General features: G+C 66.3%; 19 protein-coding genes. 10 read left to right on the forward strand and 9 right to left on the reverse strand.

Annotated features, from left to right (window positions below; genetic code table 11):
* Nucleotides 1-30: 30 nt before the first annotated feature.
* From ABIA30_RS08225 to ABIA30_RS08235, 3 genes are all read right to left on the reverse strand, one after another.
* Nucleotides 31-1428 (reverse strand): sigma-70 family RNA polymerase sigma factor, encoded by a 1398-nt coding sequence (locus tag ABIA30_RS08225; RefSeq protein ID WP_370064001.1) that lies wholly within the window; start codon nucleotides 1426-1428, stop codon nucleotides 31-33.
* A gap of 129 nt (nucleotides 1429-1557) precedes the next feature.
* On the reverse strand, nucleotides 1558-1830 hold the full coding sequence (locus ABIA30_RS08230; protein ID WP_370064003.1) for a hypothetical protein: 273 nt from the start codon (nucleotides 1828-1830) through the stop codon (nucleotides 1558-1560).
* Between the two features lie 256 nt (nucleotides 1831-2086).
* Nucleotides 2087-2428 (reverse strand): ArsR/SmtB family transcription factor, encoded by a 342-nt coding sequence (locus ABIA30_RS08235; protein ID WP_370064005.1) that lies wholly within the window; start codon nucleotides 2426-2428, stop codon nucleotides 2087-2089.
* 391 nt (nucleotides 2429-2819) lie between these two features.
* Between ABIA30_RS08235 and mgtA the strand changes: the two genes are divergently transcribed.
* The 3 genes from mgtA to ABIA30_RS08250 all read left to right on the forward strand — a co-directional run bounded on the left by mgtA (nucleotide 2820) and on the right by ABIA30_RS08250 (nucleotide 8649).
* A complete protein-coding gene (gene mgtA / locus ABIA30_RS08240; protein ID WP_370064007.1) occupies nucleotides 2820-5447 on the forward strand; it encodes a magnesium-translocating P-type ATPase in 2628 nt (875 codons plus the stop codon).
* 110 nt (nucleotides 5448-5557) lie between these two features.
* Nucleotides 5558-7300 (forward strand): ABC transporter permease, encoded by a 1743-nt coding sequence (locus ABIA30_RS08245; RefSeq protein ID WP_370064009.1) that lies wholly within the window; start codon nucleotides 5558-5560, stop codon nucleotides 7298-7300.
* 29 nt (nucleotides 7301-7329) lie between these two features.
* Entirely contained in the window at nucleotides 7330-8649 is a 1320-nt protein-coding gene (locus tag ABIA30_RS08250; RefSeq protein WP_370064011.1) for a nitrate/sulfonate/bicarbonate ABC transporter ATP-binding protein, read from the forward strand.
* Between the two features lie 34 nt (nucleotides 8650-8683).
* Here ABIA30_RS08250 and ABIA30_RS08255 read toward each other — a convergent pair whose 3' ends face one another.
* Nucleotides 8684-9601 carry an MBL fold metallo-hydrolase gene (locus ABIA30_RS08255; RefSeq protein ID WP_370064013.1) on the reverse strand — a complete coding sequence of 306 codons (918 nt, stop codon included), beginning with the start codon at nucleotides 9599-9601 and terminating at the stop codon, nucleotides 8684-8686.
* A gap of 4 nt (nucleotides 9602-9605) precedes the next feature.
* On the reverse strand, nucleotides 9606-9962 hold the full coding sequence (locus ABIA30_RS08260) for a cupin domain-containing protein (protein ID WP_370064015.1): 357 nt from the start codon (nucleotides 9960-9962) through the stop codon (nucleotides 9606-9608).
* Between the two features lie 195 nt (nucleotides 9963-10157).
* Between ABIA30_RS08260 and ABIA30_RS08265 the strand changes: the two genes are divergently transcribed.
* From ABIA30_RS08265 to ABIA30_RS08280, 4 genes are all read left to right on the forward strand, one after another.
* The gene (locus ABIA30_RS08265) at nucleotides 10158-11675 is read left to right on the forward strand and encodes a CoA-acylating methylmalonate-semialdehyde dehydrogenase (protein WP_370064017.1); all 1518 of its coding nucleotides are present in this window, start codon (nucleotides 10158-10160) and stop codon (nucleotides 11673-11675) included.
* A gap of 23 nt (nucleotides 11676-11698) precedes the next feature.
* Nucleotides 11699-12856 (forward strand): acyl-CoA dehydrogenase family protein, encoded by a 1158-nt coding sequence (locus ABIA30_RS08270; protein ID WP_370065454.1) that lies wholly within the window; start codon nucleotides 11699-11701, stop codon nucleotides 12854-12856.
* 18 nt (nucleotides 12857-12874) lie between these two features.
* Nucleotides 12875-13750, forward strand: a complete 876-nt coding sequence (mmsB, locus tag ABIA30_RS08275; protein ID WP_370064019.1) for a 3-hydroxyisobutyrate dehydrogenase — start codon at nucleotides 12875-12877, stop codon at nucleotides 13748-13750.
* 103 nt (nucleotides 13751-13853) lie between these two features.
* Entirely contained in the window at nucleotides 13854-15131 is a 1278-nt protein-coding gene (locus ABIA30_RS08280; protein ID WP_370064021.1) for a hypothetical protein, read from the forward strand.
* 36 nt (nucleotides 15132-15167) lie between these two features.
* On the opposite strand, the gene ABIA30_RS08285 is transcribed toward ABIA30_RS08280, so the two are convergent.
* Complete coding sequence (locus ABIA30_RS08285) at nucleotides 15168-15938, reverse strand: HAD family hydrolase (RefSeq protein WP_370064023.1); 771 nt, start codon at nucleotides 15936-15938, stop codon at nucleotides 15168-15170.
* Nucleotides 15939-16055: 117 nt separating this feature from the next.
* On the opposite strand from ABIA30_RS08285, the gene ABIA30_RS08290 reads away from it, so the two are divergent.
* From ABIA30_RS08290 to ABIA30_RS08300, 3 genes are all read left to right on the forward strand, one after another.
* Entirely contained in the window at nucleotides 16056-16736 is a 681-nt protein-coding gene (locus tag ABIA30_RS08290; RefSeq protein ID WP_370064025.1) for a response regulator, read from the forward strand.
* Complete coding sequence (locus tag ABIA30_RS08295; RefSeq protein ID WP_370064027.1) at nucleotides 16733-17938, forward strand: GAF domain-containing protein; 1206 nt, start codon at nucleotides 16733-16735, stop codon at nucleotides 17936-17938. The genes ABIA30_RS08290 and ABIA30_RS08295 overlap by 4 nt, the downstream gene beginning before the upstream one ends.
* A 107-nt stretch (nucleotides 17939-18045) precedes the next feature.
* Complete coding sequence (locus tag ABIA30_RS08300; RefSeq protein ID WP_370064029.1) at nucleotides 18046-20442, forward strand: putative bifunctional diguanylate cyclase/phosphodiesterase; 2397 nt, start codon at nucleotides 18046-18048, stop codon at nucleotides 20440-20442.
* On the opposite strand, the gene ABIA30_RS08305 is transcribed toward ABIA30_RS08300, so the two are convergent.
* From ABIA30_RS08305 to ABIA30_RS08315, 3 genes are read right to left on the reverse strand one after another with little or no spacing between them, the layout of a single operon-like run.
* Nucleotides 20439-20945 carry a MarR family transcriptional regulator gene (locus ABIA30_RS08305; protein ID WP_370064030.1) on the reverse strand — a complete coding sequence of 169 codons (507 nt, stop codon included), beginning with the start codon at nucleotides 20943-20945 and terminating at the stop codon, nucleotides 20439-20441. The genes ABIA30_RS08300 and ABIA30_RS08305 overlap by 4 nt on opposite strands.
* 25 nt (nucleotides 20946-20970) lie before the next feature.
* Nucleotides 20971-21996, reverse strand: a complete 1026-nt coding sequence (locus ABIA30_RS08310) for a histidinol-phosphate transaminase (RefSeq protein ID WP_370064032.1) — start codon at nucleotides 21994-21996, stop codon at nucleotides 20971-20973.
* Entirely contained in the window at nucleotides 21993-23000 is a 1008-nt protein-coding gene (locus tag ABIA30_RS08315) for a 3-oxoacyl-ACP synthase III family protein (RefSeq protein WP_370064034.1), read from the reverse strand. Before ABIA30_RS08315 ends, ABIA30_RS08310 begins: the two co-directional genes overlap by 4 nt.
* Between the last annotated feature and the right edge of the window lies 1 nt (nucleotide 23001).

Genomic DNA, 23001 nt, shown 5'->3' on the forward strand with positions numbered 1-23001 from the left:
GGACTTCTCGGTTTCGCCGAGCAGCTACGGCTACTCGATCACCGGGGGCGTTGTTGTCACCGGAGCCGGCAGCACCGGACCCACGATGATCGGGGGCCGCCGCCGCGGCGGTTCAGGCGCCGGGACCGGCGGTATGGGCCGCCCGGTGATGATCGGCGGAACCGGAGCCTCGCCCGCCGTCGGAGGTGCGCCGGTGATCGGTGGCCGGTGTCGCCGCGGCGGGGGCAAGGGTGGCTGGACCGGCGACGGGAATGGCGGCGACTGTTGCACCGGAGGAATCGGCGGTGCCGGATGCGACGTAGTCGGCCCCGCGGGCACCGGCGCTATGACGGTCGGTGCGGGCGGCCGCGGGATCACTCCGGTCCGGGTGTCCAGGGTGGCCGGCGCGCGACTGGTCGGCGGGGCACCAGGGCTGGTTACGCTGAAAGGTATTACAGGCGTGTCAGTTTCGCGATGCCAGGCGATGGCCAGGCCCAAGATGATCAGCGGAATGCCGATCAGCAGCGACATGATCAGCAGCACCCGCCGGACCGGCTGGGCCGGTACGCCGCCGTCCGAGTCGACCGCCGACTCGCCCCTTGGCAGCGCCTGGGTGGGTGCGTCAGTGTGCATGTCCGTGCCCGCGGACGTCAGCCGAATCCGATTCAGTGTGCGGCCGCGTAGCCACGCGGGTGCAGGGATGAACATCGGGGCGCCACCGAGCAGCGCGACCGGGTTGACCAATCGCCGCCGGTCCTGCTCACAGGTGGAACAGCCTTCGATGTGTCTGGCGATGCGCTTGCGCATCAAGATGTTGAAGTCGCCATCCCAACCCTGGAGGATCGCGGCCAGCTCGGCACAGCTGTTCGGATTGCTCTGGCTTCGGCGGGCGAGAAGGAGCGCGCCCAGGGATCGCTCCATGGTGTCGCGTAGCCGCTGCATCATCTTGTTGGCGTTGGCGGTGCTGACCCCGAGGGCATCAGCGAGTTCAGGACCCTCCAGGCCGTGGCGGTAACCCAACTCCAGCACCGAACGATCGCGGTCGGACAGCCCGCCGGCCGCCTCGGCGACCAGCATGGCCAGTTCGTGGCGGGCTGCCAGCGTGTCCGGTCCGGCATCCTGGGACGCGGTGTCGGGCAGTTCGTCGGACGGTTCTTCGCGGCGACGCTGCCGGATGCGGCGCAACGCCTCGTTTCGCGCGATCGAGTACAGCCAGGGACGCAGCTTGTCGGGTTCCCGCAATGTGCTCAAAGCTGTTGCCGCTGTGCAGAACACATCCTGAACGCAATCCGCGGCGGTGTCGCGATCACGGACCATGCCCACACAGAAGTCGTGCAACCTGTCGGCGTAGCGGTCGTAGATGCCGGCGAACGCCATGCCGTCACCTGTCAGCGCGGCGCCGACCAACTCGGAGTCGGTGACGATGTCCCAGTCGGACACTGCGGTCATGAGACGGACTCCCCTACTGCGCATCGGCGTCGGCAGATTTGGTGGTTCACCTATCTGAACGTGTGCCGACCGGACCCGGTTCAATACCGGGTCCGGCTGGCCGCGACGATGATTCGTCACCACCGTCAGTCAGGGGTGGTCGTGGTGCTCGTGGTGGTCCCAGTCGTACCAGTCGAAGTAGAAGTGGCAGTGGTCCCAGTCCCAGAACGCCCACGAGCAGTAGTCGTGGTCGTAGCCGTAGTGCTGCGGCGCGACGACGGGTTGGGCTTGCGCGGTACCCGTCGTCAGGCCCAATCCGGCCAGTGCCATGCCGCCGGACAGCAGCGCCGCCGCAACCGCACGCCGGCCGATGGACTGCCGTTTGGTCGATCCGGTCACCTTGTCGGTGTAGTTGGTGCTCATCTCTTGTGCTCCTCTGGTGTCGCAGCCGCCCCGGGTGGGCGCTGTCATAGGTAGGAGCACGACCACCCATGATTCGAGACACTTTTTCTGGAAGTTTTTTCGGCGAATCTTCCGGCCCGTTTTCGGTCACCACCCACGGCGCGGGACCCGCGTCCGAGGATCTCAATAGTCAGCTGGCTCAAAGACTTCCGAGCCGTGACCAGCCACAGCGGAGCTGCCGCCGGGGCTATGGTGGATGTTTGCCGTCAGCGCCGGCTCAACGGGCCAGCCGCACCGGCGGGGCCTCACCCTGGTGAGGAGCGAGCGCCTCCCGCACGATCTCCACCACCGTGTTGTCGGTGACGACGTAGACCCGGTGCTTGCCCTGCCGCCGGTCACGTACCAGCCCGGCGAGCTTGAGCTTGCCGAGGTGGTGGCTCACGGTCGCGACCGACTGTCCGGTCTCCTCGGCGAGGGTGCCGACATCGCGGTCGCCTTCTGACAGCAGCCACAGGATGTGCAATCGCACGGTGGCCGACAGCAGGCCGAACATCGCGGCCGTGTCCTGCAGAACGTGCGGCGGAAGCCCGCCAGGGGCGGGATCGGCGCTGGGCAACATCGGCCTCTCGTCGTGGTCGCACTCGGACGTACCGAAACCTGCAAATCTGCTGGATATCGAGCATACTTGTACAACCGTTTGACTGTCTATGTGGCAACCGCCGCCACTGAACGGCTCGCGCCACCCGGTAACGCCAAACCCAACGGGAGGTACCCAAACCGTTAACACTTGTACGATCGTTTGACTGTTCAAACTCGTTCGGGTCTACTGATCAGGCATGGCGCGACGGCGCCACGCCACGGCGAAAGGGCAGGTGAACTGTGTCCGGGCCGAGCAGTATCCCGCCTCGCGCAGAATCTCGTCGCGCAGGCCGCGGCCGGCAGTCAACGCTCGGTGTGGAGGTCACCACATATCTTCCACGGCAAGGCATCCCGACAACATGAGAGCAGGCATGCCGGGCGTAGCGGGCCGCACCGCATATGACCTGAAGTATGCGGTCGACCAGGTCTGCCCATTGCTGTCTGCCGACGTCCCGCTCATCACTGTCTTCAATGATCTGGGCAGCGGGCCACGTGGCCTGACCGAAAGTGACGCCGCCGACCGCCTGCGGATCCACGGCGGCAACGATCAACGCCCGTCGCATGAGAGCATCTGGCATCGCCTCCAATTGGCGGCCGGCAGCCCATTCGTCGCCCTGCTGGCAGGCCTCGGCTGCCTGCTCGCAGTCGTCAACGACGCGCGGGGCACAGTGACCGTCGCGGTCATGGTCCTGATGGCGGTCGGCCTGCGGTACTGGCAGCACGCACGTTCGGCTCAGACCACCAGGGAGTTGAGCAAACTCATCACCACGACCGTGACCGTGCGGCGTCGAGCCAGCGCCGACGCACAGCCCCGGGAACGCGAAGTGCCGGTGGCCGACCTGGTGCCCGGCGACGTAGTGGTGCTTCACGCCGGCGACATCGTGCCGGCCGATCTCCGGGTGATCGCCACCGGCAGACTGCTCGTCGACGAAGCCGCGTTCACCGGTGAGTCATTGCCGGTCGAAAAGAGCGCCCAAAACATCGAGCTCACCGGCAATCCGGTCGCCTCGGCGCCTCAGGTGTGTTTCGCCAGCACCGCAGTGGTCAGCGGCTCGGCCGTCGCGATCGTCACCGCCACCGGCCAACACACCTACAGCCGGTCACTCGCGTTGGCCGCCAACGTCTTACGCCCCGAGTCCAGCTTCGATCGCGGAGTCAGGGCCGTTGGCTGGACGCTGATCCGCTTCATGCTGGTACTGGCGCCAATAGTGCTGGTAGTCAACGGTGTGGTGCGTGGCAACTGGGCCGAAGCGGCGATGTTCGCGGTTGCCGTGGCCGTCGCGCTGACACCGGAGATGTTGCCGGTGATCGTCACCACCAATTTGGCTCGAGGCGCCATTCGGCTGTCCCAGGAGCGCGTTGTGGTCAACCGGCTCAACGCCATTCAGGACCTGGGCGCCCTGGAGGTGTTGTGCGTCGACAAAACCGGGACCCTCACCGAGGACCGGATCGGCTATGCGCACAGCGTCGACCCGTTGGGCCGGCTCAACACATCGGTCACCGAATACGCCTATGTGGCAGTTCATTTCCAGGACACCGGACACAACCGCCTGGACGAGGCCATCACCGACCTGCTGGCGGACGGCGACATGCCGGTGGTGGCCGAGGCCGCCTACGACAAGATCGACGAGGTCGGCTTCGACCAGGTGCGCCGGCGCAGCTCGGTCGTCGTGGCCCAACGCCGCGACGAACACATCGTCATCTGTAAGGGTGACCCCGACCAGATTCTGCCCCGCTGTTCCTTCGTCCGACTGGACGACCAAACCCTGCCGTTCGACGACGACACCCGCGCCGAAGCGAGCGAGGTCCTGTACGCCTACCGGGCACACGGCATGCGGGTGTTGGCCGTGGCCATGAAGTCCAACTGCGCCAAACTCGGCCGCTACACCGAGTCCGATGAAACCGACTTGGTGCTGATCGGTTTCATCGGATTCGTCGACCCGGTGCGGGAGAGCTCAGCCGACGCGGTGCACCGCCTGCACGAGCACGGTGTGACGGTCAAGATGCTCACCGGCGACGCGAAAACCGTTGCGCTGCAAGTGGCACGGCAAGTGGGACTGCCCACCACGCCGGTGCTGACCGGCGCCCAGATCGACAAACTCAGCGACACCAGACTCCAGGCGAAAGCGCAGCGCTGCTCGGTGTTCGCCGAGCTGACCCCGGCGCACAAAGCCCGGATCGTGGCGGCGCTTCAGCACAGCGGCCATGCGGTGGGCTTCCTGGGAGACGGAGTGAACGATATTCCGGCCCTGCGCATCGCCGATGCCGGCATCGCCGCCGACACCGCGGCCGATGTGGTCAAGGACGTCGCCGACCTGGTCCTGCTCGACAAGAATCTGGCAGTCATCGCTGACGGCGTCCTCGAAGGCCGCCGCACTCTGGCCAACACCCTGAAATACGTCAAGATCACCGCCAGCTCGAACTTCGGCAATGTGCTGACGGTGGTCACCGCCAGCGCCTTCCTACCGTTTCTGCCGATGCTCCCCTTGCAGTTGATGGTGCAGAACCTGCTCTACGACAGCTCGCAACTGGCGCTGCCGTGGGATCGGGTGGACCCCCAGTTCCTCCGTGTTCCCCGGCGCTGGCAATCCATCGGGCTGGTCCGGTTCATGGTGGTGTTCGGGTCGCTCAGCTCGTTGTTCGACCTGTGCACTTTCGCCGTGCTGTGGTACGGGTTCGGTCTGGGCGATGCACCGAGCGCTTTTCAGACTGCGTGGTTCGTCGAGAGCACGCTCAGCCAGGTGCTCATCGTGCTGGTCTTGCGGACCCCTGGGGTGCCCTGGCGCCGGCCCCGGCCCAGTCCGGTACTGCTGCGCTCGACCATGACCGCCGCAGCCATCGCCTCCTTGCTGCCATTCAGCCCACTGGCCCCGTCACTGGGCATGACGCAATTGCCCGGCGGTATCTGGCTGCTGATGGTGGCCATCACCGTGGCCTACGCACTGACCGTCCAACTCGCCAAACGCCATTTCGCCGGGAACAACGGGTCTTGGCCCTGACCCATCTGTCGATCAGCACCAAAGAACGCGTCCCTTCCTCGATGAAAGAGATTCACGTTGCTTAACGCGCACCTGAGCCCGCAGGCAGCGGACCGACCCGGAGGCATCTCATGACACTGATCGCACCGGCCTCCACCCGACCGACCGAAGGCCGGCCGGCGCTGAGCCGGGTGGCCGACGTCGTCGTCTTCGTCGGGGCCGCCGCGCTGCTCTGGCTGATCGTGCGGATCGGGCACGGCACCACGGTGCCGTGGACCCCGGAACACGCGGAAGCGTCGGTGTCCACCGACCCGGCGAATCTGCCGTACTACGCCGCCCGTTCGCTGCTGCGAATGTTCGTCGCCCTGATTGCCTCGGTGATCTTCACCTTCATCTACGCCACCGCCGCGGCCCGGCTACGCCGCACCGAGAAGGTATTGATCCCGCTGCTGGACGTCCTGCAGTCGGTGCCGATCCTGGGCTTCCTGTCGATCACCGTCACCGGTTTCATCGCACTGTTCCCCGGCTCGGAACTGGGGCTGGAATGCGCCTCGATCTTCGCGATCTTCACCTCGCAGGCGTGGAACATGACGTTTGCGTTCTATTACTCGCTGCGGTCCCAGCCGCGTGAGCTCGACGAAGCATCGCGGTTGCTCAGATTGTCGCGGTGGCAACGGTTTTGGCGAGTGGACGTGCCCAGCGGCATGATCCCGCTGGTCTGGAACGGCATGATGAGCTTCGGCGGCGGCTGGTTCTTCCTGACCGCATCGGAGGCGCTCAGCGTCAACAATCAACACTTCGCGCTGCCCGGCATCGGCGCCTACGTGGCGGCGGCCAGCGACGCCGGTGAACTGAACCACGTGTTGATGGCGGTCGGCGTCATGGTGGTGCTGATCCTCGCGGTGAACGTGTTGTTCTGGCGGCCGCTGACGGCATGGGCGGAGCGGTTCCGGATCGAGGACTCCGACGCCGCCGAGGCGCCGCGCAGCATCACCCTGGATCTGTTGCGCCGCTCACGGATTCCGGCGGGGCTGTCCGCCACGGTCGGCAAGCTGATCTATCCGATGGACCGCGCGATGTCGGTGTTCGGTCTGGCCGATCGACCGCTGCGGGCCTCTCCTTCGCGCCAGCGCACCGGCGACTGGATATACGCGACTGTCGTACTGGCCGTGGTGCTGTACGGCGCCTGGCGCGCGCTGAACTACATCCACAACGGCGTCGGGTTCGGGGAGTTCGGCCACGCCTTCCTGCTGGGCCTGGCCACTTTCGGCCGGGTCGTCGTGCTGCTGATCGTCGCCACCGCCATCTGGGTGCCGGTCGGTGTGTGGATCGGCTTGAACCCCAAGGTTTCCCGACTGGCCCAGCCGGTGGTACAGATCCTGGCCTCGTTCCCGGCGAACTTCCTGTTCCCGTTGTTCACTGCGGTCTTGCTGGCCACCGGCATCACCCTGAACTGGGGTGGCATCGTCTTGATGGCGCTCGGCGCGCAGTGGTACATCCTGTTCAACGTCATCGCCGGCGCCAGCGCCATTCCGAACGACCTGCGTGAAGCGTCGAGAAATCTCGGCCTGCCCCGAATGTTGTGGTGGCGCAAGCTGATCCTGCCAGCGATCTTCCCCAGTTACGTCACCGGCGGCATCACCGCGGCCGGCGGCGCGTGGAACGCCTCGATCGTCGCCGAGATCGTCACCTATAACGGCATCACCCTCACCGCCACCGGACTGGGCGCCTACATTGCCGAGGCCACCTCCAATGGCGATTGGGGCAAGATCCTGGTCGGCGTCATCGTGATGAGCTTCTACGTCGTGGCCAGCAACCGACTGTTCTGGCGCCGCCTGTACTCCGTGGCCGAGCGCCGCTTCTCCCTGACCTGAAACCCCTTGACTTCACTGGAGGTTCACCCATGACCAACGACCGCAATGTCCTGATCGCCATCGACCACATCAACAAGAGTTTCGCTGCCGCCGACGGCAGCGAGTTGCACGTCCTCGACGACATCGTCCTTGACCTACGGGAAGGCGAGATCGTCGCGCTGCTGGGCCGTTCCGGCTCGGGCAAGTCGACGCTGCTGCGCACCGTCGCCGGGCTGATCAGCCCCACCAGCGGCGAGGTGCGCTACCGCGGCACCGCACTCAACGGGGCCAACCCGGGTACCGCGATGGTGTTCCAGACCTTCGCGCTGATGCCGTGGCTGACGGTGCTGGACAACGTGGAACTCGGCCTGGCCGCGCGCGGGGTGTCCCCTGCCGAGCGCAAGGAACGTGCGCTCAAGGCGATCGACATGATCGGTCTCGACGGCTTCGAATCCGCTTATCCCAAGGAGCTTTCCGGCGGTATGCGGCAGCGCGTCGGCTTCGCCCGGGCACTGGTGCTCGAACCCGACCTGCTGCTGATGGACGAGCCGTTCTCGGCACTCGACGTACTGACCGCCGAGAACCTCAAGAGCGAACTCATGGAGCTGTGGAGCGGCGAGCACTTCCCCACCAAAGCCATCTGCCTGGTCACCCACAACATCGAAGAGGCAGTGCTGTTGGCTGACCGCGTTATTGTGTTGGGCGCCAACCCCGGTCACATCCGCGCCGAGGTGGGCATCGAGCTGGCACGGCCGCGGGACCGCCGGGCCCCGGCATTCGAGGCCATGGTGGACAAGCTCTACGCGTTACTCACCGGAGCCGCGGCTCAGGTTGCCGAGCCGGGGCCGACCCGCGAAACCCCCACGGCCCGGCCACTTCCGGATGCCTCAGTGGGTGGGCTGGCAGGTCTGGTGGAGATCGTGTACGCCAGCGGGCGGCGCGTCGACATCCCGGAGATTGCCGACGACCTGAACTTCGAGATCGACGATCTACTGCCCTTGGTGGATGCCGCCGTCATGCTTGACCTGCTACGCGTCGATGGTGCGGACATGGAAATCACCGACACCGGAAGCGAATTCACCACTGCCGACATTCAGGCCAGCAAGCAGATCTTCGCCGAGCAGGCCCGCACCCGCGCACCCCTGGTGCGCACCATCTGCAAGGCTCTGTCCTCCAGTGCCGACGGCAATCTGCGGGCCGGCTTCTTCCTGGATCTGCTGCGACGCGGGTTCAACGCCGTCGATGCCCAGCAGCAGTTGGACACCGCGATCGACTGGGGCCGGTACGCCGAGCTGTACGACTACGACACCGATACCGACACCATCACCGCCGACCCGGCGGCCCAGTTGTTCGGTGTGAGCGCGAGCTGACGGCCGGTACCGCCGCCGAATCAGGCCCGAGCGTTCATCGCGGCACCGATAGCGGGTAATTGATCCACTGAAAGCTGTCGCCCCGACGGCCGACGCGGAACGGATCCTGCACCGGGAAATGTGCTGTGACGATGGATATCTCATTGTCGGCGGCATGACCTAGCAGCGCTCGCCGGGTGGCGGCTCCTTGGTGCGGGTCGGTGTCGGCAAAAAACGGGAGATCGGGAAACTGAGCCTGCATCGGGTGGTGCAGCGCGTCACCGACGATCAGCAGCCCATCATGGGGGCCGGTTATTTCGACGGCCAAATGTCCGGGGGTGTGGCCGGCGGCGTCGATGACGGTGAGCCGGGTGCTCTCACTGGCCAACAGCTGCTCATTGGCCGCGATGACGCGGTATTCCGCGTATTCGAGCACCGGGCGGACACTGTCCTGGTAGACCCAACCGGCGTCTTCCCGCCATTGCCCTACCGCAGCTGATCTCCATTGCTGCTCAATGTATTCGAGCTCAGGTGAGTGGAACAGATAGGTGGCGTTGGGGAAAGTCGGCTGCCAGGTGCCCTGGACCAACTCGGTGTTCCAGCCACAGTGGTCGGCATGGAGGTGGGTGTTGATCACGATGTCGACGTCGCTGGGCTCGAACCCCGCCCGCCGGAGTCGAATCGGGTAGTCGGTGTCCAGCATGTGCAGGTCCGGAAAGTAGGGCCGGTTCTTGTGGTTACCCGAGCAGGTATCGACCACGATGACGCTGCCGTCGAGTTCAACAACGTAATTGTGGATGGCGAAGAGCAGTGTGTTGCCATCGGCGGTGATCGCCGAGGGCTGATACGTCGCCCTGGTGAACGCCAACTGGTCGTCGCTGATCTCGGGATACCAGAGCCGCGGCGGTATCGGCCAGACATCCAGTTCGGTCAGTTGCGTGACGGTCGCGTCGCCGACCGTGAACTTGTGCACGTTCCTATCCTTCCGGGTAGAAAAGGAACAGCACGCAGCCGGTCGCTGACTGCGGAATATGCCATGATCCGGCCGGAGCGTGCAGGAAAGTCCCTGCGGGATAGTCATTTACGCCGTCATTGAGGACACCGGACACCACGTACACCTCCTCCGGCCCCGGACTGTGGTGGTCCTGCTCCCCCCACACCGCACCGGGCGCAATTGTGGTGACGACCGCTTTGGCGCCATTTTCGCCCTGCCAAAGGCGCTGAGAGGTAATTCCTGGGAAGAGTTCGACGGGCTCGACGTCGGACACCGATTTCCAGGTATATCCGGGTGCGTTCGGGCCAAATCGCGCCACATCATCGCCGGCGATGGTCATGGGTCAAACCAACCGCCCCGGGTGGCGAGGCATTCCCGGCGTCACGGTCACCTGCACAGCGCCGACCGGGATCGCTCGCCGTATCAGGTACTCGAGCCAACCCTTGCGCAGTGCGTCCCGAAGTTACTAGGATGTCCTAGTAAATCCTGGGCGGTTGCTCAGGTCTTCGCACACGCTCGCGCCAAGGGACCCGAAATGACCACCATTCCGCACTTCATCAACGGCCAACGCACCAACGGGCAGTCCACCCGCACTGCCGACGTGCTCAATCCGAGCACCGGAGCAGCCCAGGCGCAGGTGGTGATGGGCGGGGCCGCCGACATCGACGCCGCGGTCGCCGGGGCGGTGGTAGCGCAGAAACAGTGGGCCGCGCAGAACCCGCAACGCCGGGCCCGGGTGCTGATGAAATTCGTCGACCTGGTGAACCAGAACCGCGACGAGCTGGCCCGGCTTTTGTCGTTGGAGCACGGCAAGACCTTCGAGGACGCCCTGGGCGATATCCAGCGCGGTGTCGAGGTCATCGAGTTCGCCGTCGGCATCCCGCACCTGATGAAGGGCGATTACACCGACAGCGCCGGCGCCGGCATCGATGTGTACTCGATGCGTCAGCCACTGGGCGTGGTCGCGGGCATCACCCCGTTCAACTTCCCGGCGATGATCCCACTGTGGAAGGCAGGCCCGGCCCTGGCCTGCGGCAACGCCATCATCATCAAGCCCTCCGAGCGCGATCCCTCGGTGCCGCTGCGCCTGGCCGAACTGTTCATCGAGGCCGGCCTGCCCGCCGGCGTGCTGCAGGTGGTCAACGGTGACAAGGAGGCGGTCGACGCCATCCTGCACCACCCGGACATCGCGGCCGTCGGCTTTGTCGGCAGCTCCGACATCGCCCAGTACATCTACTCCACCGCCGCCGCCCACGGTAAACGCGCGCAGTGCTTCGGCGGCGCCAAGAACCACATGATCGTGATGCCCGACGCCGACCTGGATCAGGCCGTCGACGCCCTGATCGGCGCCGGCTACGGCAGCGCCGGTGAGCGCTGCATGGCCATCAGCGTGGCGGTGCCGGTCGGCGAACAGACCGCAAACCGGTTGCGCAACAAACTCGTGGAGCGGATCAACCAACTGCGCGTCGGGCACAGCCTGGACCCCAAAGCCGACTACGGCCCGCTGGTCACCGGCGCCGCATTGGAGCGGGTCCGCAGCTACATCGGCCAGGGCGTGGACGCCGGCGCCGACCTGGTCATCGACGGCCGCACCCGCTCCAGCGACGAACTGACCTTCGATGACTCCGACCTGTCCGGTGGCTACTTCATCGGCCCCACCCTGTTCGACCACGTCACCCCGGACATGTCGATCTACACCGACGAAATCTTCGGCCCGGTGCTGGTGATGGTGCGAGCCAACGACTACGAAGAAGCGCTACGCCTGCCCTCTGAACACGAATACGGCAACGGTGTGGCAGTGTTCACCCGCGACGGCGACACCGCCCGCGATTTCGTCTCCCGCGTGCAGGTCGGCATGGTAGGCGTCAACGTGCCTATCCCAGTTCCGGTGTCCTACCACAGCTTCGGCGGCTGGAAGCGGTCCGGCTTCGGCGACCTGAACCAATACGGAACCGCCTCGATCCAGTTCTACACCAAGGTCAAGACAGTGACCTCCCGCTGGCCCTCAGGCATCAAAGACGGCGCCGAGTTCTCCATCCCCACCATGCAGTAAAGGGACAGACCTTGAGCATCGACCTGTACGGGCTGGACGACGACGAACGCGTGATCGCCGAGACAGCGGCCGCATTCGCCGAAAAGCGCCTTGCCCCAAACGCTCTGGAATGGGACTCCACCCACCACTTCCCCACCGACGTGCTCCGCGAAGCCGCCGAGTTGGGCATGGCGGCCATCTATTGTTCCGAGGACGTCGGCGGTAGCGGCCTACGCCGATTGGACGGGGTACGGATCTTCGAGCAGTTGGCCACCGCCGACCCGACGATCGCCGCGTTCATGTCCATCCACAACATGTGCGCCTGGATGGTGGACCGATACGGCACCGCCGAACAGCGCAAGGCCTGGCTGCCCAAGCTGTCGTCGATGGAGGCCATCGCCAGTTACTGCCTGACCGAGCCCGGAGCCGGCAGCGACGCTGCGGCCTTGCGCACCAAGGCCGTTCGGGACGGCGATCACTACGTGCTCGACGGCGTCAAACAGTTCATCTCCGGCGCAGGGGCATCCGACGTCTACATCGTCATGGCCCGCACCGGCGCCGCAGGGCCCAAGGGCATCTCGGCATTCATCGTCGAAAAAGGCACGCCCGGCATGACTTTCGGTGCCGCGGAGGAGAAGATGGGCTGGCACGCCCAACCCACCGCGCAGGTGATCCTGGACGGCGTCCGACTGCCGGCCGAGGCCATGCTCGGCGGTCCCGACGGTGCAGGCACCGGATTCTCCATTGCCATGAACGGCCTCAACGGGGGCCGGATCAACATCGCCGCGTGCTCACTGGGCGGGGCGCAGGCGGCGTACGACAAGACGCTGGCATACCTGGCCTCACGTGAGGCATTCGGTTCGGCGTTGATCGACGAACCCACCATCCGGTTCACCCTCGCCGACATGGCCACCGCACTGGAGACCTCACGAAACATGTTGTGGCGCGCGGCAACTGCGCTGGACAACGGGCACCCGAACAAGGTCGAACTGTGCGCCATGGCCAAGCGCTATGTCACCGATTCCTGCTACACGGTGGCCGACCAGGCCCTGCAACTGCACGGCGGCTACGGCTATCTGCGCGAGTACGGATTGGAAAAGATCGTCCGCGATCTTCGGGTGCACCGCATCCTTGAGGGGACCAACGAAATCATGCGCGTAGTTGTCGGCCGCGCTGCTGCTACTGCCGCCAAGACGGCATAGCTCCAAGGAAGGACATCGATGACGACAATCGCGTTCCTGGGTCTGGGCCACATGGGCGGACCGATGGCGGCCAACCTGATCGCCGCCGGATACACCCTGCACGGCTTCGACCCGGTACCCGCCGCGGCCGAGGCCGCCAAAGCCAACGGCGCGACGCTGTTCGCCACCGGCGCCCAAGCGGTCACCGACGCCGACGTCGTCATCACCATGCTGCCCAACGGTGAACTGGTGGCCCGCTGTTACGCCGAGATCCTGCCCGCCGCAAAAGCCGACGCCCTGCTGATCGACTCGTCGACCATCTCCGTCGACGACGCCCGCGCCGTACACCAACTCGCCGCCGAACACGGCCACGCCCAACTCGACGCCCCGGTGTCCGGCGGAGTCAAAGGCGCGGCGGCCGCAACGCTGGCCTTCATGGTCGGCGGCCCCGCCGACGCCGTCGACCGCGCTCGCCCGATCCTGGAGCCGATGGCCGGCAAGATCATCCACTGCGGAGACTCCGGCGCCGGCCAAGCCGCCAAGGTCTGCAACAACATGGTGCTCGCGGTGCAGCAGATCGCCATCGGTGAAGCCTTCGTACTCGCGGAAAAACTGGGCCTGGCCGCGCAATCGCTGTTCGACGTCATCACCGGAGCGACCGGGAACTGCTGGGCGGTGCAGACCAACTGCCCGGTCCCCGGACCGGTACCCACCTCACCGGCCAACAACGACTTCAAACCCGGATTTGCCACCGCCCTGATGAACAAAGACCTGCACCTGGCCATGGCCGCGGTGAATTCAACCGGGTCGTCGGCCCCACTGGGCACCCACGCGGCCCAAATCTACGAAAAATTCGCCACCGAGCACGCCGACCAAGACTTCAGCGCAGTAATTAACGAGCTCCGAGCGGATTAGCTGTAACGTTCGCCCACGTCGACGCGGTATTCCTTATGGTCCTGTGACATCGCACGCATTTGCACATAGGATGACCCCGTTGCCCAGGGAGGATTCGTACCGTATGACTTTCAACAACTTCGCCAAGAGCGCTGCCGCCTCGACAACTGCTCTCGCGGTGTCGTTGTTCGGTGCAGGCGTGGCATTCGCTTCGCCTGAGACGGACACCCACTCGGGTTCCGACACTGAGTCGGTCTCGAACAACAACAGTGGTGGCAACACCGCCCGGAACAACAACAACAACTTGAACTGGGGCGACGACTGGAGCCTGGGCGGCTTCCCCCCGATCAACCTGTCCTCGATGCCCGCGCCCGAGGCTGACCTGTCGGTGCCGCTGTCCGTGGGCTTGCCGGGCCTCGGCCTGCCCTCGATCTGGCCGTCGGTGAACGTCAACCTCGGCGGCATCCTGAGTGGCATCGGCGCCGCCGCGGCAACCTCGACGGTCACCGGCCTGTCGTCCGTGGCCAACGCCGCCGCCAAGCCGACCGCCGCGGCAGCAGCGGCCAGCACCGGTACCGCCGTCGAGACGGTGTCCGACGTGGCCAAGCTGTCCTCGCTTGCGGCCGCCCCGAGCGTGGGCGCCGCCACTGGCGCAAGCAAGGCCGCCGGCGCGGTCGCCACCTCGGCCGTCGACCTCACCAAGATCGCCAACCCGGCCGCGGGCGTCGCCAATTCCGCCGGCAGCGCCGTGACCGATGTGGCAAAGATCGCCGCGCCTGTCGCCGCTGTGCCGAAGGTGCCCGCCCCCGACCTGTTCGGCGGTATGGGTGACCTGACCAAGGTCCCTGCCGTCGCCGCACCGAAGGTGTCCGCACCGGACCTGAGCGGGCTGACGCCCAAGTCGTCTCCCAACGTCGGCGGACTCACGCCCAAGGCACCCGATCTCAGCGGCCTGACCCCCAAGGCACCTGACCTGAGCGGCCTGACCCCCAAAGCTCCGGACCTGAGCGGCCTGACGCCGAAGGCCCCCGACCTGAGTGGGCTCACCCCGAAGGCGACTGACCTGGGCGCGCTGGCCGGGGCGGCCCCCAAGATCGCCGCCCCTGATCTGGGCAGCATCGCCAAGGCCCCGAGCCTGGGCGCACCGCAGCTGCCGAAGTTCGCCGCGCCGCAGATGCCGGACTTCACCAAGCTGCCGAACCTCGGTGCGGGCCTGCAGGCACCGAAGATGCCCGACCTGGGCCTTCCGGATCTGACCAAGCTCCCCAGCCCCCAGATCGGGCTGCCCAAGCCGCCGCCGATCGGGCTGCCCAAGCCGCCGCAGATCGGCCTACCCAAGATCGGACTGCCGCAGATCGGGCTACCCAAGATCGGTGCGCCACACCTGTGGCCGTTCTTCTGAGCCGGTACTAAAAAGGACTAGTTTGAAGACTGGTGGTCAGCCTCGGGCTGACCACCAGTTTTTGTGTAGGCGCTCGCAGCCGGAAGCCAGCAGTCCGTCGTAGTCGTCGCGTACCTGCACGGCGCCGTCGTAGTCGTCACCGGCCAGATAGCTGGTGGTCACCACCATGGTCGCCAGCTTGGCGGCGCGCGCAGCGGCGAATCCGCGAGTCCCTCCGACCACGGCGAGCGCACTCTCAGGGCCGACGCCCAGCTCCCACAGGGTGTGGCCGAACAGATCGGGCTCTCGGGTCGGCCGCGGCAGTTCGTCGGGAGTCACCACCAGCTCGGCGATCCCGTCACCGAGCAGTTGCCGCACCAGCGGCTCCACCCAGCGCCCGGTGCCGCTGCTGACCACGGCCACCCGCACACCGTCGCCGAACAGGCTGGTTGCCAAGTCGCCCAACCCCGGCCGGGGAGTGACGTCGCCGTCCAGCACCAACGTTTCGAACAAGTCGGTCTTGGTGCGGTACACGTGTGCGGCGATCTCGGTGCTGACGCGCCCGAAACCGCGCCGACGCAAGGCCGAAGCGATCCGCCGGCCTTCGTCGCCGATGCGTCCCAGCCGGGTGTACTCCTGAACCCCCCACACGATGTCCAGGCCATGCGCGGCGAAGGCAGCGTTGAACGCGGCGCGATGGCCGTCGCGCTCGATGTCGGCAAGCGCGCCGTCCAAGTCGAAAATCACTGCACTCAGCGGCTCGACCACGGCATGAGCCGGGCGCGCGACGTCCCACCAGAAGGTGCGGTCCTCACAGTTAGCCGACATGCTTACATGGTGGCGTACCTCACACCGGGTGGTCCTCCCCCAATTGGGGGATTCGGCAGGCCAACTTGGTCCCGAGTCTTCAGCCGCCACGCAGAGCCACGACCTTAAGGTGATGCCATGACGGCGGACCCCGGTGGCAATGCGGCAGCACCGGTGCGGCTGATCCTGGTCGACGACCACGAGATGGTCATCGAAGGGCTCAAAGCGATGCTGGCCGCATTCAGCAATCGGGTGCAGGTGGTCGGGCAGGCCGTCGGTGCCGAGCGCGCGGTCGCGGTGGTCGACGAACTGCAACCCGACATCGTGCTGTGCGACGTGCGGATGCAGGGCGCCAGCGGACTGGATCTGTGTCGTGATCTGCGCGATCGCGACCCGGGCCGCAAGGTGGTCATGCTGTCGGTGTACGACGACGAGCAGTACCTCTACCAAGCGCTGCGAGTCGGGGCGGCGGGCTATCTGCTCAAGAGCATCAGCAGCGACGACCTGGTGCGCCAACTCGAGCTGGTGCACGGCGGCGCGACCGCGATCGACCCCGGTATGGCAGCCCGGGCCGCCGACACCGCCGCGCGCATGCAACGCGACGAGTTCTGGCCCGGCGCCCGTCAAGGCCTGACCCAACGCGAGAGCGAGATCCTCTCGTTCCTGGTCAGCGGCATATCCAACCGCGGTATCGCCACCCGGCTGGTGATCGGCGAAGAGACGGTCAAAAGCCATTTGCGGTCGATCTATCGCAAACTCGGCGTCAACGACCGGGCCGGGGCGGTCGCCACCGCGCTGCGGGAAGGCATCTACCAATGAGCACGCCCCAATCTGGCAACGACATCCTCACCGCCGATCGCGAATTGGCACTGCTGCGCGAACTGATCCAGGCCGCCTCGCGTGGCCCCGGCGTGGAGCCCCTCGCTGCAGCCGCCGCGCGAATGATCACGGCCGCCACCGGCACCGACGTCTGTTTCGTGCACGTGCTCGACGACACCGAACGCTCGCTGACCCTGACCGGGGCCACCCCGCCGTTCGACCAGGAGGTCGGCAAGATCCGGTTGCCGCTGGGCGAAGGCGTGTCAGGGTGGGTGGCCAGCCACCGCGCGCCCGTGGTGATCAGCCAGGACAAGGAAGCCGACCCGCGGTACCGGCCGTTCGAGTCGCTGCGCGGTAGCGATTTCGCCTCGATGGTGTCGGTACCCATGGAAACTGATCCGGGCGGACTGGTCGGTGTGCTCAACGTGCACACCGTCGCACGGCGCGAATTCACTGCCCGCGACGTCGAACTGCTGCTGGTGATCGGCCGGCTGATCGCCGGGGCAATGCACCAGGCCAGGCTGCACCGCCAGGTGGTGGCCCGCGAACGCGCACACGAGAACTTCGTCGAGCAGGTGATCCAGGCCCAGGAGATCGAACGCCGACGGCTGGCCGGCGACATCCACGACGGCATCTCGCAGCGCCTGGTGACCCTGTCCTATCGGCTGGACGCGGCCAGCCGCGCCGTGGGTTCGGATCCCGCAATCGTGGCCGAGCAGCTCACGCTGGCTCGCGAGCTGGTGGACCTGACGCTCGGCGAAGCCCGGGCCGCGATCAGCGGCCTGCGACCGCCGGTGCTCGACGACCTTGGACTGGCCGGTGGACTGGCCAGCCTGGCGCGCTCGATCGGCCAGCTCGACGTCGACGTGGAACTGGCTGACGTCCGGCTGCCGGACCACATCGAACTGGCGCTGTACCGGATCGCCCAGGAATGCCTGCAGAACGTCATCAAGCACGCCCAGGCCAGCAACGCGCGCCTGACCTTCACCGCGGACGGCGAACGGGCGAAGCTCGAAATCATCGACAACGGTGTCGGCTTCGACACCTTCGAACATCCACTCGGCGCCGACGAAATGGGCGGCTACGGGCTGCTGTCGATGGCCGAACGGGCCGAGATCGTCGGCGGGCGGCTGAACATCCGATCCCGGCCCGGCTCGGGCACCATCGTCACCGCAACCATCCCGCTACCGTCGGCGGGCTGAACAGCAGACGTTGCTAGATTTGCGACACCAGTTACGACTCGCCAGCTTATTGCTGGTTTGACATCACAATCCAGATGGCCGACGATTAGCTCGGACTGGGGGTGTTGGTGCTCACACACAGAGCGAACGTCATCATCGGCGTTGCCGCGACCGCATTCGTTGCGTTTGCGTATTGGCGACTCGCCGACGCGGACGCCGGTGCCCCCGCCAGCCCACCGTTCATCGACGGGTTCGCACTGGCGGCGTTCAGCGTGTTCGCCTGCCTGTCCACCACAGCCGCGGCTCGGGTCTCGCTGGGCAGCCGGCGTAGGTCCTGGGCGGCATTGGCCGTCGGGGTGGCCGGATGGGTAGTCGGCAACCTGATCTGGCTGTACTTCGGCGTGGTGTTCGCCGGCGGACCGCCGTTCCCCTCGATCGCCGACGCCGGATTTCTGCTGTTGCCGGTCGCGGTGGTGTTCGCCGCCCTCAGTGAGGTGAGCGCGAGCCGGATCTCGGCACTGCGTCCCGTCCTCGACGGGGTGATCATCGCTGCCGCGCTCTTTTTGGTGTCGTGGGTGCTCGTCCTGCGGGATGCGTTCATGTCCGCGACATCCGGCCTGCTGGCAAATGCGGTCCAGGTGGCGTTCCCGATCTCCGACGTCGTGATGGTCACCATGACCCTGGTAGCCCTCAGCGCCGCCCCGGTCGGCGGCCGCCGCGCGATCGGACTGGTCGGCGTGGGGCTGACCGCCATCGCGCTGGCCGACAGCGCCTGGATCTACACCCGAACCCAGGGTGGCTCGGTAAATGCGGGCATCGTCATCGGCTGGACGGCCGGAATGCTCATCATCGGCGTCGGCGGGTTGATCGACGCGAGCCGCCGACCACCCCCCGTCCTACAGAACCAGCAGAACCTGCACCGGCCGGTGTCCGAGCGGCTGCTCTGGCTGCCGTGCACGCCGGTGGTGCTGGCCGTTGCCGTCGGGTTCGTCTCCCTCTGGCCGGTCCCCGGCGCCGCACCGATCCTGATATCCGCCGCGGTACTGGTCCTGGCAGCACTGGCCCGGCAATTCGTCGTGCTCATCGACAATCGGCGTCTGATGCGGACCGTGGCAGAGCAAGCCAGACGCGATCCGCTGACCGGGCTGGGCAACCGGCTGTTGTTCAACGATCGGCTGGATTCGGCGATGAGGGCCCGCGAGAACGACGGCCTGCCGGTCGCTGTGCTGGCCCTGGATCTCGACGACTTCAAGATGGTCAACGACAACCTGGGCCATCCCAGTGGAGACGAGTTACTCGTCGAGGTTGCCAATCGACTCACCGGCAGTGTGCACGCCGGGCAGGCCGTGGCGCGGCTCGGCGGCGACGAGTTCGCGATCCTCATCCGGTCCGCGCCGTGTCGCCTCGAGGAGATTGCCCAGGACGTCATCGAGGCATTCGACGTGCCCTTCACCCTCAAGGGCGAAGAGGTGTTCATGCATCCGAGCGTCGGCCTGGCCATCGCCGACGACGACCTCGACGTTACGGCCGACGACCTGCTCCAGCGCGCGGATGTCGCGCTGTACGTCGCCAAACGCGCCGGAATCGGTGGAGTTCAGACCTTCAGCCCCGATATGCAGCAAGACACGGCGGTGGAGCCGGGGGAACGGTGGAGTGACAGCGGCCGGGTCCGATTGTCGGCCAGTAGTGGTCTGCAACTGCTGGGCCCGCTCCGCCGGGCCATCACGCACGGCGAGCTCAAACTGACCTATCAGCCCAAGGTATCCATGAGCACCGGCAAGACCGTCGGGGTCGAGGCCTTGATGCGCTGGCCCCACCCGCAGCTCGGCCTGCTGACTCCCGCGCATTTCCTGCCGTTGGTCCGGCGCAACGGATTGATCGGGGCGGTCACCGACCTGGTGCTGCACCAAGCCGCCCGCGACGCCGCCGCCTGGTTCCAAGCCGGTCATCGCGATGTGCCCGTCGCGATCAATCTGTTCGCCCCGTCGCTGAGCGACATCACACTGGCCGACCGCATCGGATCGGTGCTGGCTGAACACGCCCTGCCGACCGACGCCCTGCTGGTCGAGATCACCGAGCACCTGTTGCTGGCCAACGTGAACCGGACACACGCGGTGATCAACCAGTTGCGCGAATCGGGCCTGCGGGTCTCGATCGACGACTTCGGCACGGGCTATTCGTCGATGAGCTATCTGCGTGACCTGCCGGTCGACGAACTCAAACTGGATCGCCAGTTCATCGCACCGATACTGCACAACCCCCGCGCTGCCGCGATCGTGCGCTCGGTGATCGACCTGACCCGTGCGCTGGACATCGTCAGCGTCGCCGAAGGCGTCGAGAACACCGCGACGGCCGAACGGCTCACCGCCTACGGTTGTGATGTCGCCCAGGGCTATTACTTCGCCAAACCGATGTTCGCCGATGAGTTGCGGGCACTGCTGAACACCCACGAGGCGCTGTGGCACCCGCGCGCTCGCGGCGAGACCACCGACCGTCTGACGCCGAGCCCGACCCCTCGCGGCTAGAAGTCGCCCGCGTGGTGGCGCATCGTCTCGATAGCGCCCACCAGTGCCGCAGATTCGGCGGAGGAAATCCCGATGTCGGCGAACACCTCTTTGTTCAGCGTCACCGTCGCGTCCTCGACGGTGGACCGGCCTAAAGACGTGAGCTGCACCAGTGTGGTGCGGCCATCGGTCGGATGTGGCACCCGCTCGACCAATCCGTCAGCCTCCAACCGCCGAATGGCGTGCGTGACGCTGGTGACGTGGACCTGCAGCCGGTCCGAGGCCTTGGTGATCGGCAACGCGCCGCTGCCGCTGAAGGCCAGCAGCCGCAACAATTCGTAGCGCGAGAAGCTCAGGTCATAGGGCCGCAGCGCATTCTCGACGCGGGCCAGCAGAATCTGGTGCGCCCGCATCACCGAGGTCACCGCGACCATGCCGTCGGCGACGTCGCCCCAACCGGAACGCTCCCAGTTGGACCGCGCCCGAGCTATCGGGTCACGAGATGCCGGCGAATCGGAAGCCACGCCTATTCATACCGCACCGGCACCATCAAGCCCGGGCAATCGTGGCCAGTACCGCCCGCGACGACTGCCGGTTGCCGATGCTCACCCGCACCCCACCGTCGGCATACCCGCGCACCCGCGGCCCGGCGTCGTCGAACACGGCGCGCCAGTCCCGCTGCCCGCCTGGCAGGTAGAGGAAGTTGGCGTGGCTGTCGGTGCAGTACGTCCCCATCGCCCGCAACCGGGCACTCAGGTACGACCGCTCGGTAGCGATCCGCGCAATGCGTTGCTGCAGTTGGTCTTCCGCATCGTAGGACGCTGCAACGCCGACCAAAGCAGTGATCCCCATCCCGAACGGCAGCTGCATGGCCCACAGCACACTCGCCAACGCCGGCGCGCAGAAGCCGTAGCCGATCCGCAGGCCTGCCAGCCCATACGCTTTCGAAAAAGTGCGCACCACAACAAGATTAGGAAACCGATGCACCAGCGCCGCGGCATCCACGCGCAACGCCGGCGCCAGGAATTCCACGTACGCCTCATCGAGGATCACCACGGTGTCCGACGGCACGCGGGCGAGAAAGCTTTCGACCTCGGCGATCGTTTCGATGGTGCCCGTCGGGTTGTGCGGACGGCACAGCACCACCACGCGTGCCCCGCTCGCCGCAGCAGCCATGGCGTCCAGGTCGTGATGACCACGCTGGTCCAGCGGCACGGTCACCGACCGCAGCCGGGCCATCGACGCGAAGATCGGATAGCCGTCGAACGTGGGGTCCGCCATCACCATCACGTCTCCGGGACTGGTCATCGCCTGTAGCACCTGCAGCACCACCCCGGTGGCACCGGTACCGAGAATCACCTGGTCATCGGCGACCCCGACCCGCTGCGCGATCAGTGTGCGCAGTCGCTCCGGCAAGAATTCCGGGTAGCGATTGATCGCGCCGATCGATTCGGTCAGCGCCGAGCGCACCGCGGGCAGTGGCGGGTACGGATTCTCGTTGAGCGACAAGGCCAATGGATCCGACGCGTCGGGCAGCGCGGCCACCGCATCGGGCAGCGCGCAGTCGGGCATCATCGTCCACCCCAGCGCACGGCGGCGGCGCCGGCGAAATCACCGGCGTGCGCGAAGGCCGCCATCATGACCACGTCGCCCTTGTTCAACTGGCCGTCGGTGATCGCCCGGTCCAGGTTCACCGGGATGCCTGCGGCGAACAGGTTGCCGCACTCGTCGAAGGTGTCGCGGTGTTTCGATTCGGGCAGCTCCAGCGCCTCCCGCCAGTTGCGCAGGAACACCCGGTTGGGCTGGTTGGTGACCAGCAGGTCGATGTCCTTGGCCGGCAATCCGATCCGATCACATACCGCATAAGCCACCTCGGGCACCTGCCGGTTGCCGCGGGCCAGCACCTTGGTGATCTTGCTTTCGGTGAAACCGATGCAGCCCTCTCCCTGGCCCGCCGCCCACCACTTGCGCGGCGGGTCGACAGCGATGGTCATGTCACCGGCGAATTCGCCATAGGTGCGGCACTCCACGTCCAGGATCGGTGAAATATCACTCACCGCAACCAGTCCCACCGCAGCACCGTCGCCGGGCACCGCAGCCTGGGCCTTGCGCCGGATGGTCGGCTGGTCGAAGATCTGCCCGGCCGAATTCTGTGCCACCGCGATCAGCGCGGTGCGGCCCTCACCGGAGGCCAGCAGTTGCCTGGCCAGCTTCAGGCCCAACACGAAGGCCGCACATCCTCCGTTGTGCAGATCGATGACCCAGTTCGGCTTCATACCAAGGCGATTCGCCATACCGCCGCCGCCACCGTAGAACGGCATGTCCGGCAACTGGGTGTGGGTGATCAGCACATCGACATCGGTCAACGCATCGTGGCCGTGCCGCTCGATGATTCCGGCAGCAGCGCGTTCCACCATGTCGATGGCGCTCTCGTCGGGTGCCACGTGGTGGCGGAACCTGGGCGCCCGGAACATCAGGTTGTCACGCAGCTCGTCGGTGTCGGCATACTGCGAGTAGTAATCGGCACCGACCGGCTCACCCGGCAGGTAGGTCGAAACATCGAGCAGGCTCACGTTCATC

Origin of the sequence: Mycobacterium sp. MAA66 (assembly GCF_041261665.1) — a bacterium.
Taxonomy (GTDB): domain Bacteria; phylum Actinomycetota; class Actinomycetes; order Mycobacteriales; family Mycobacteriaceae; genus Mycobacterium.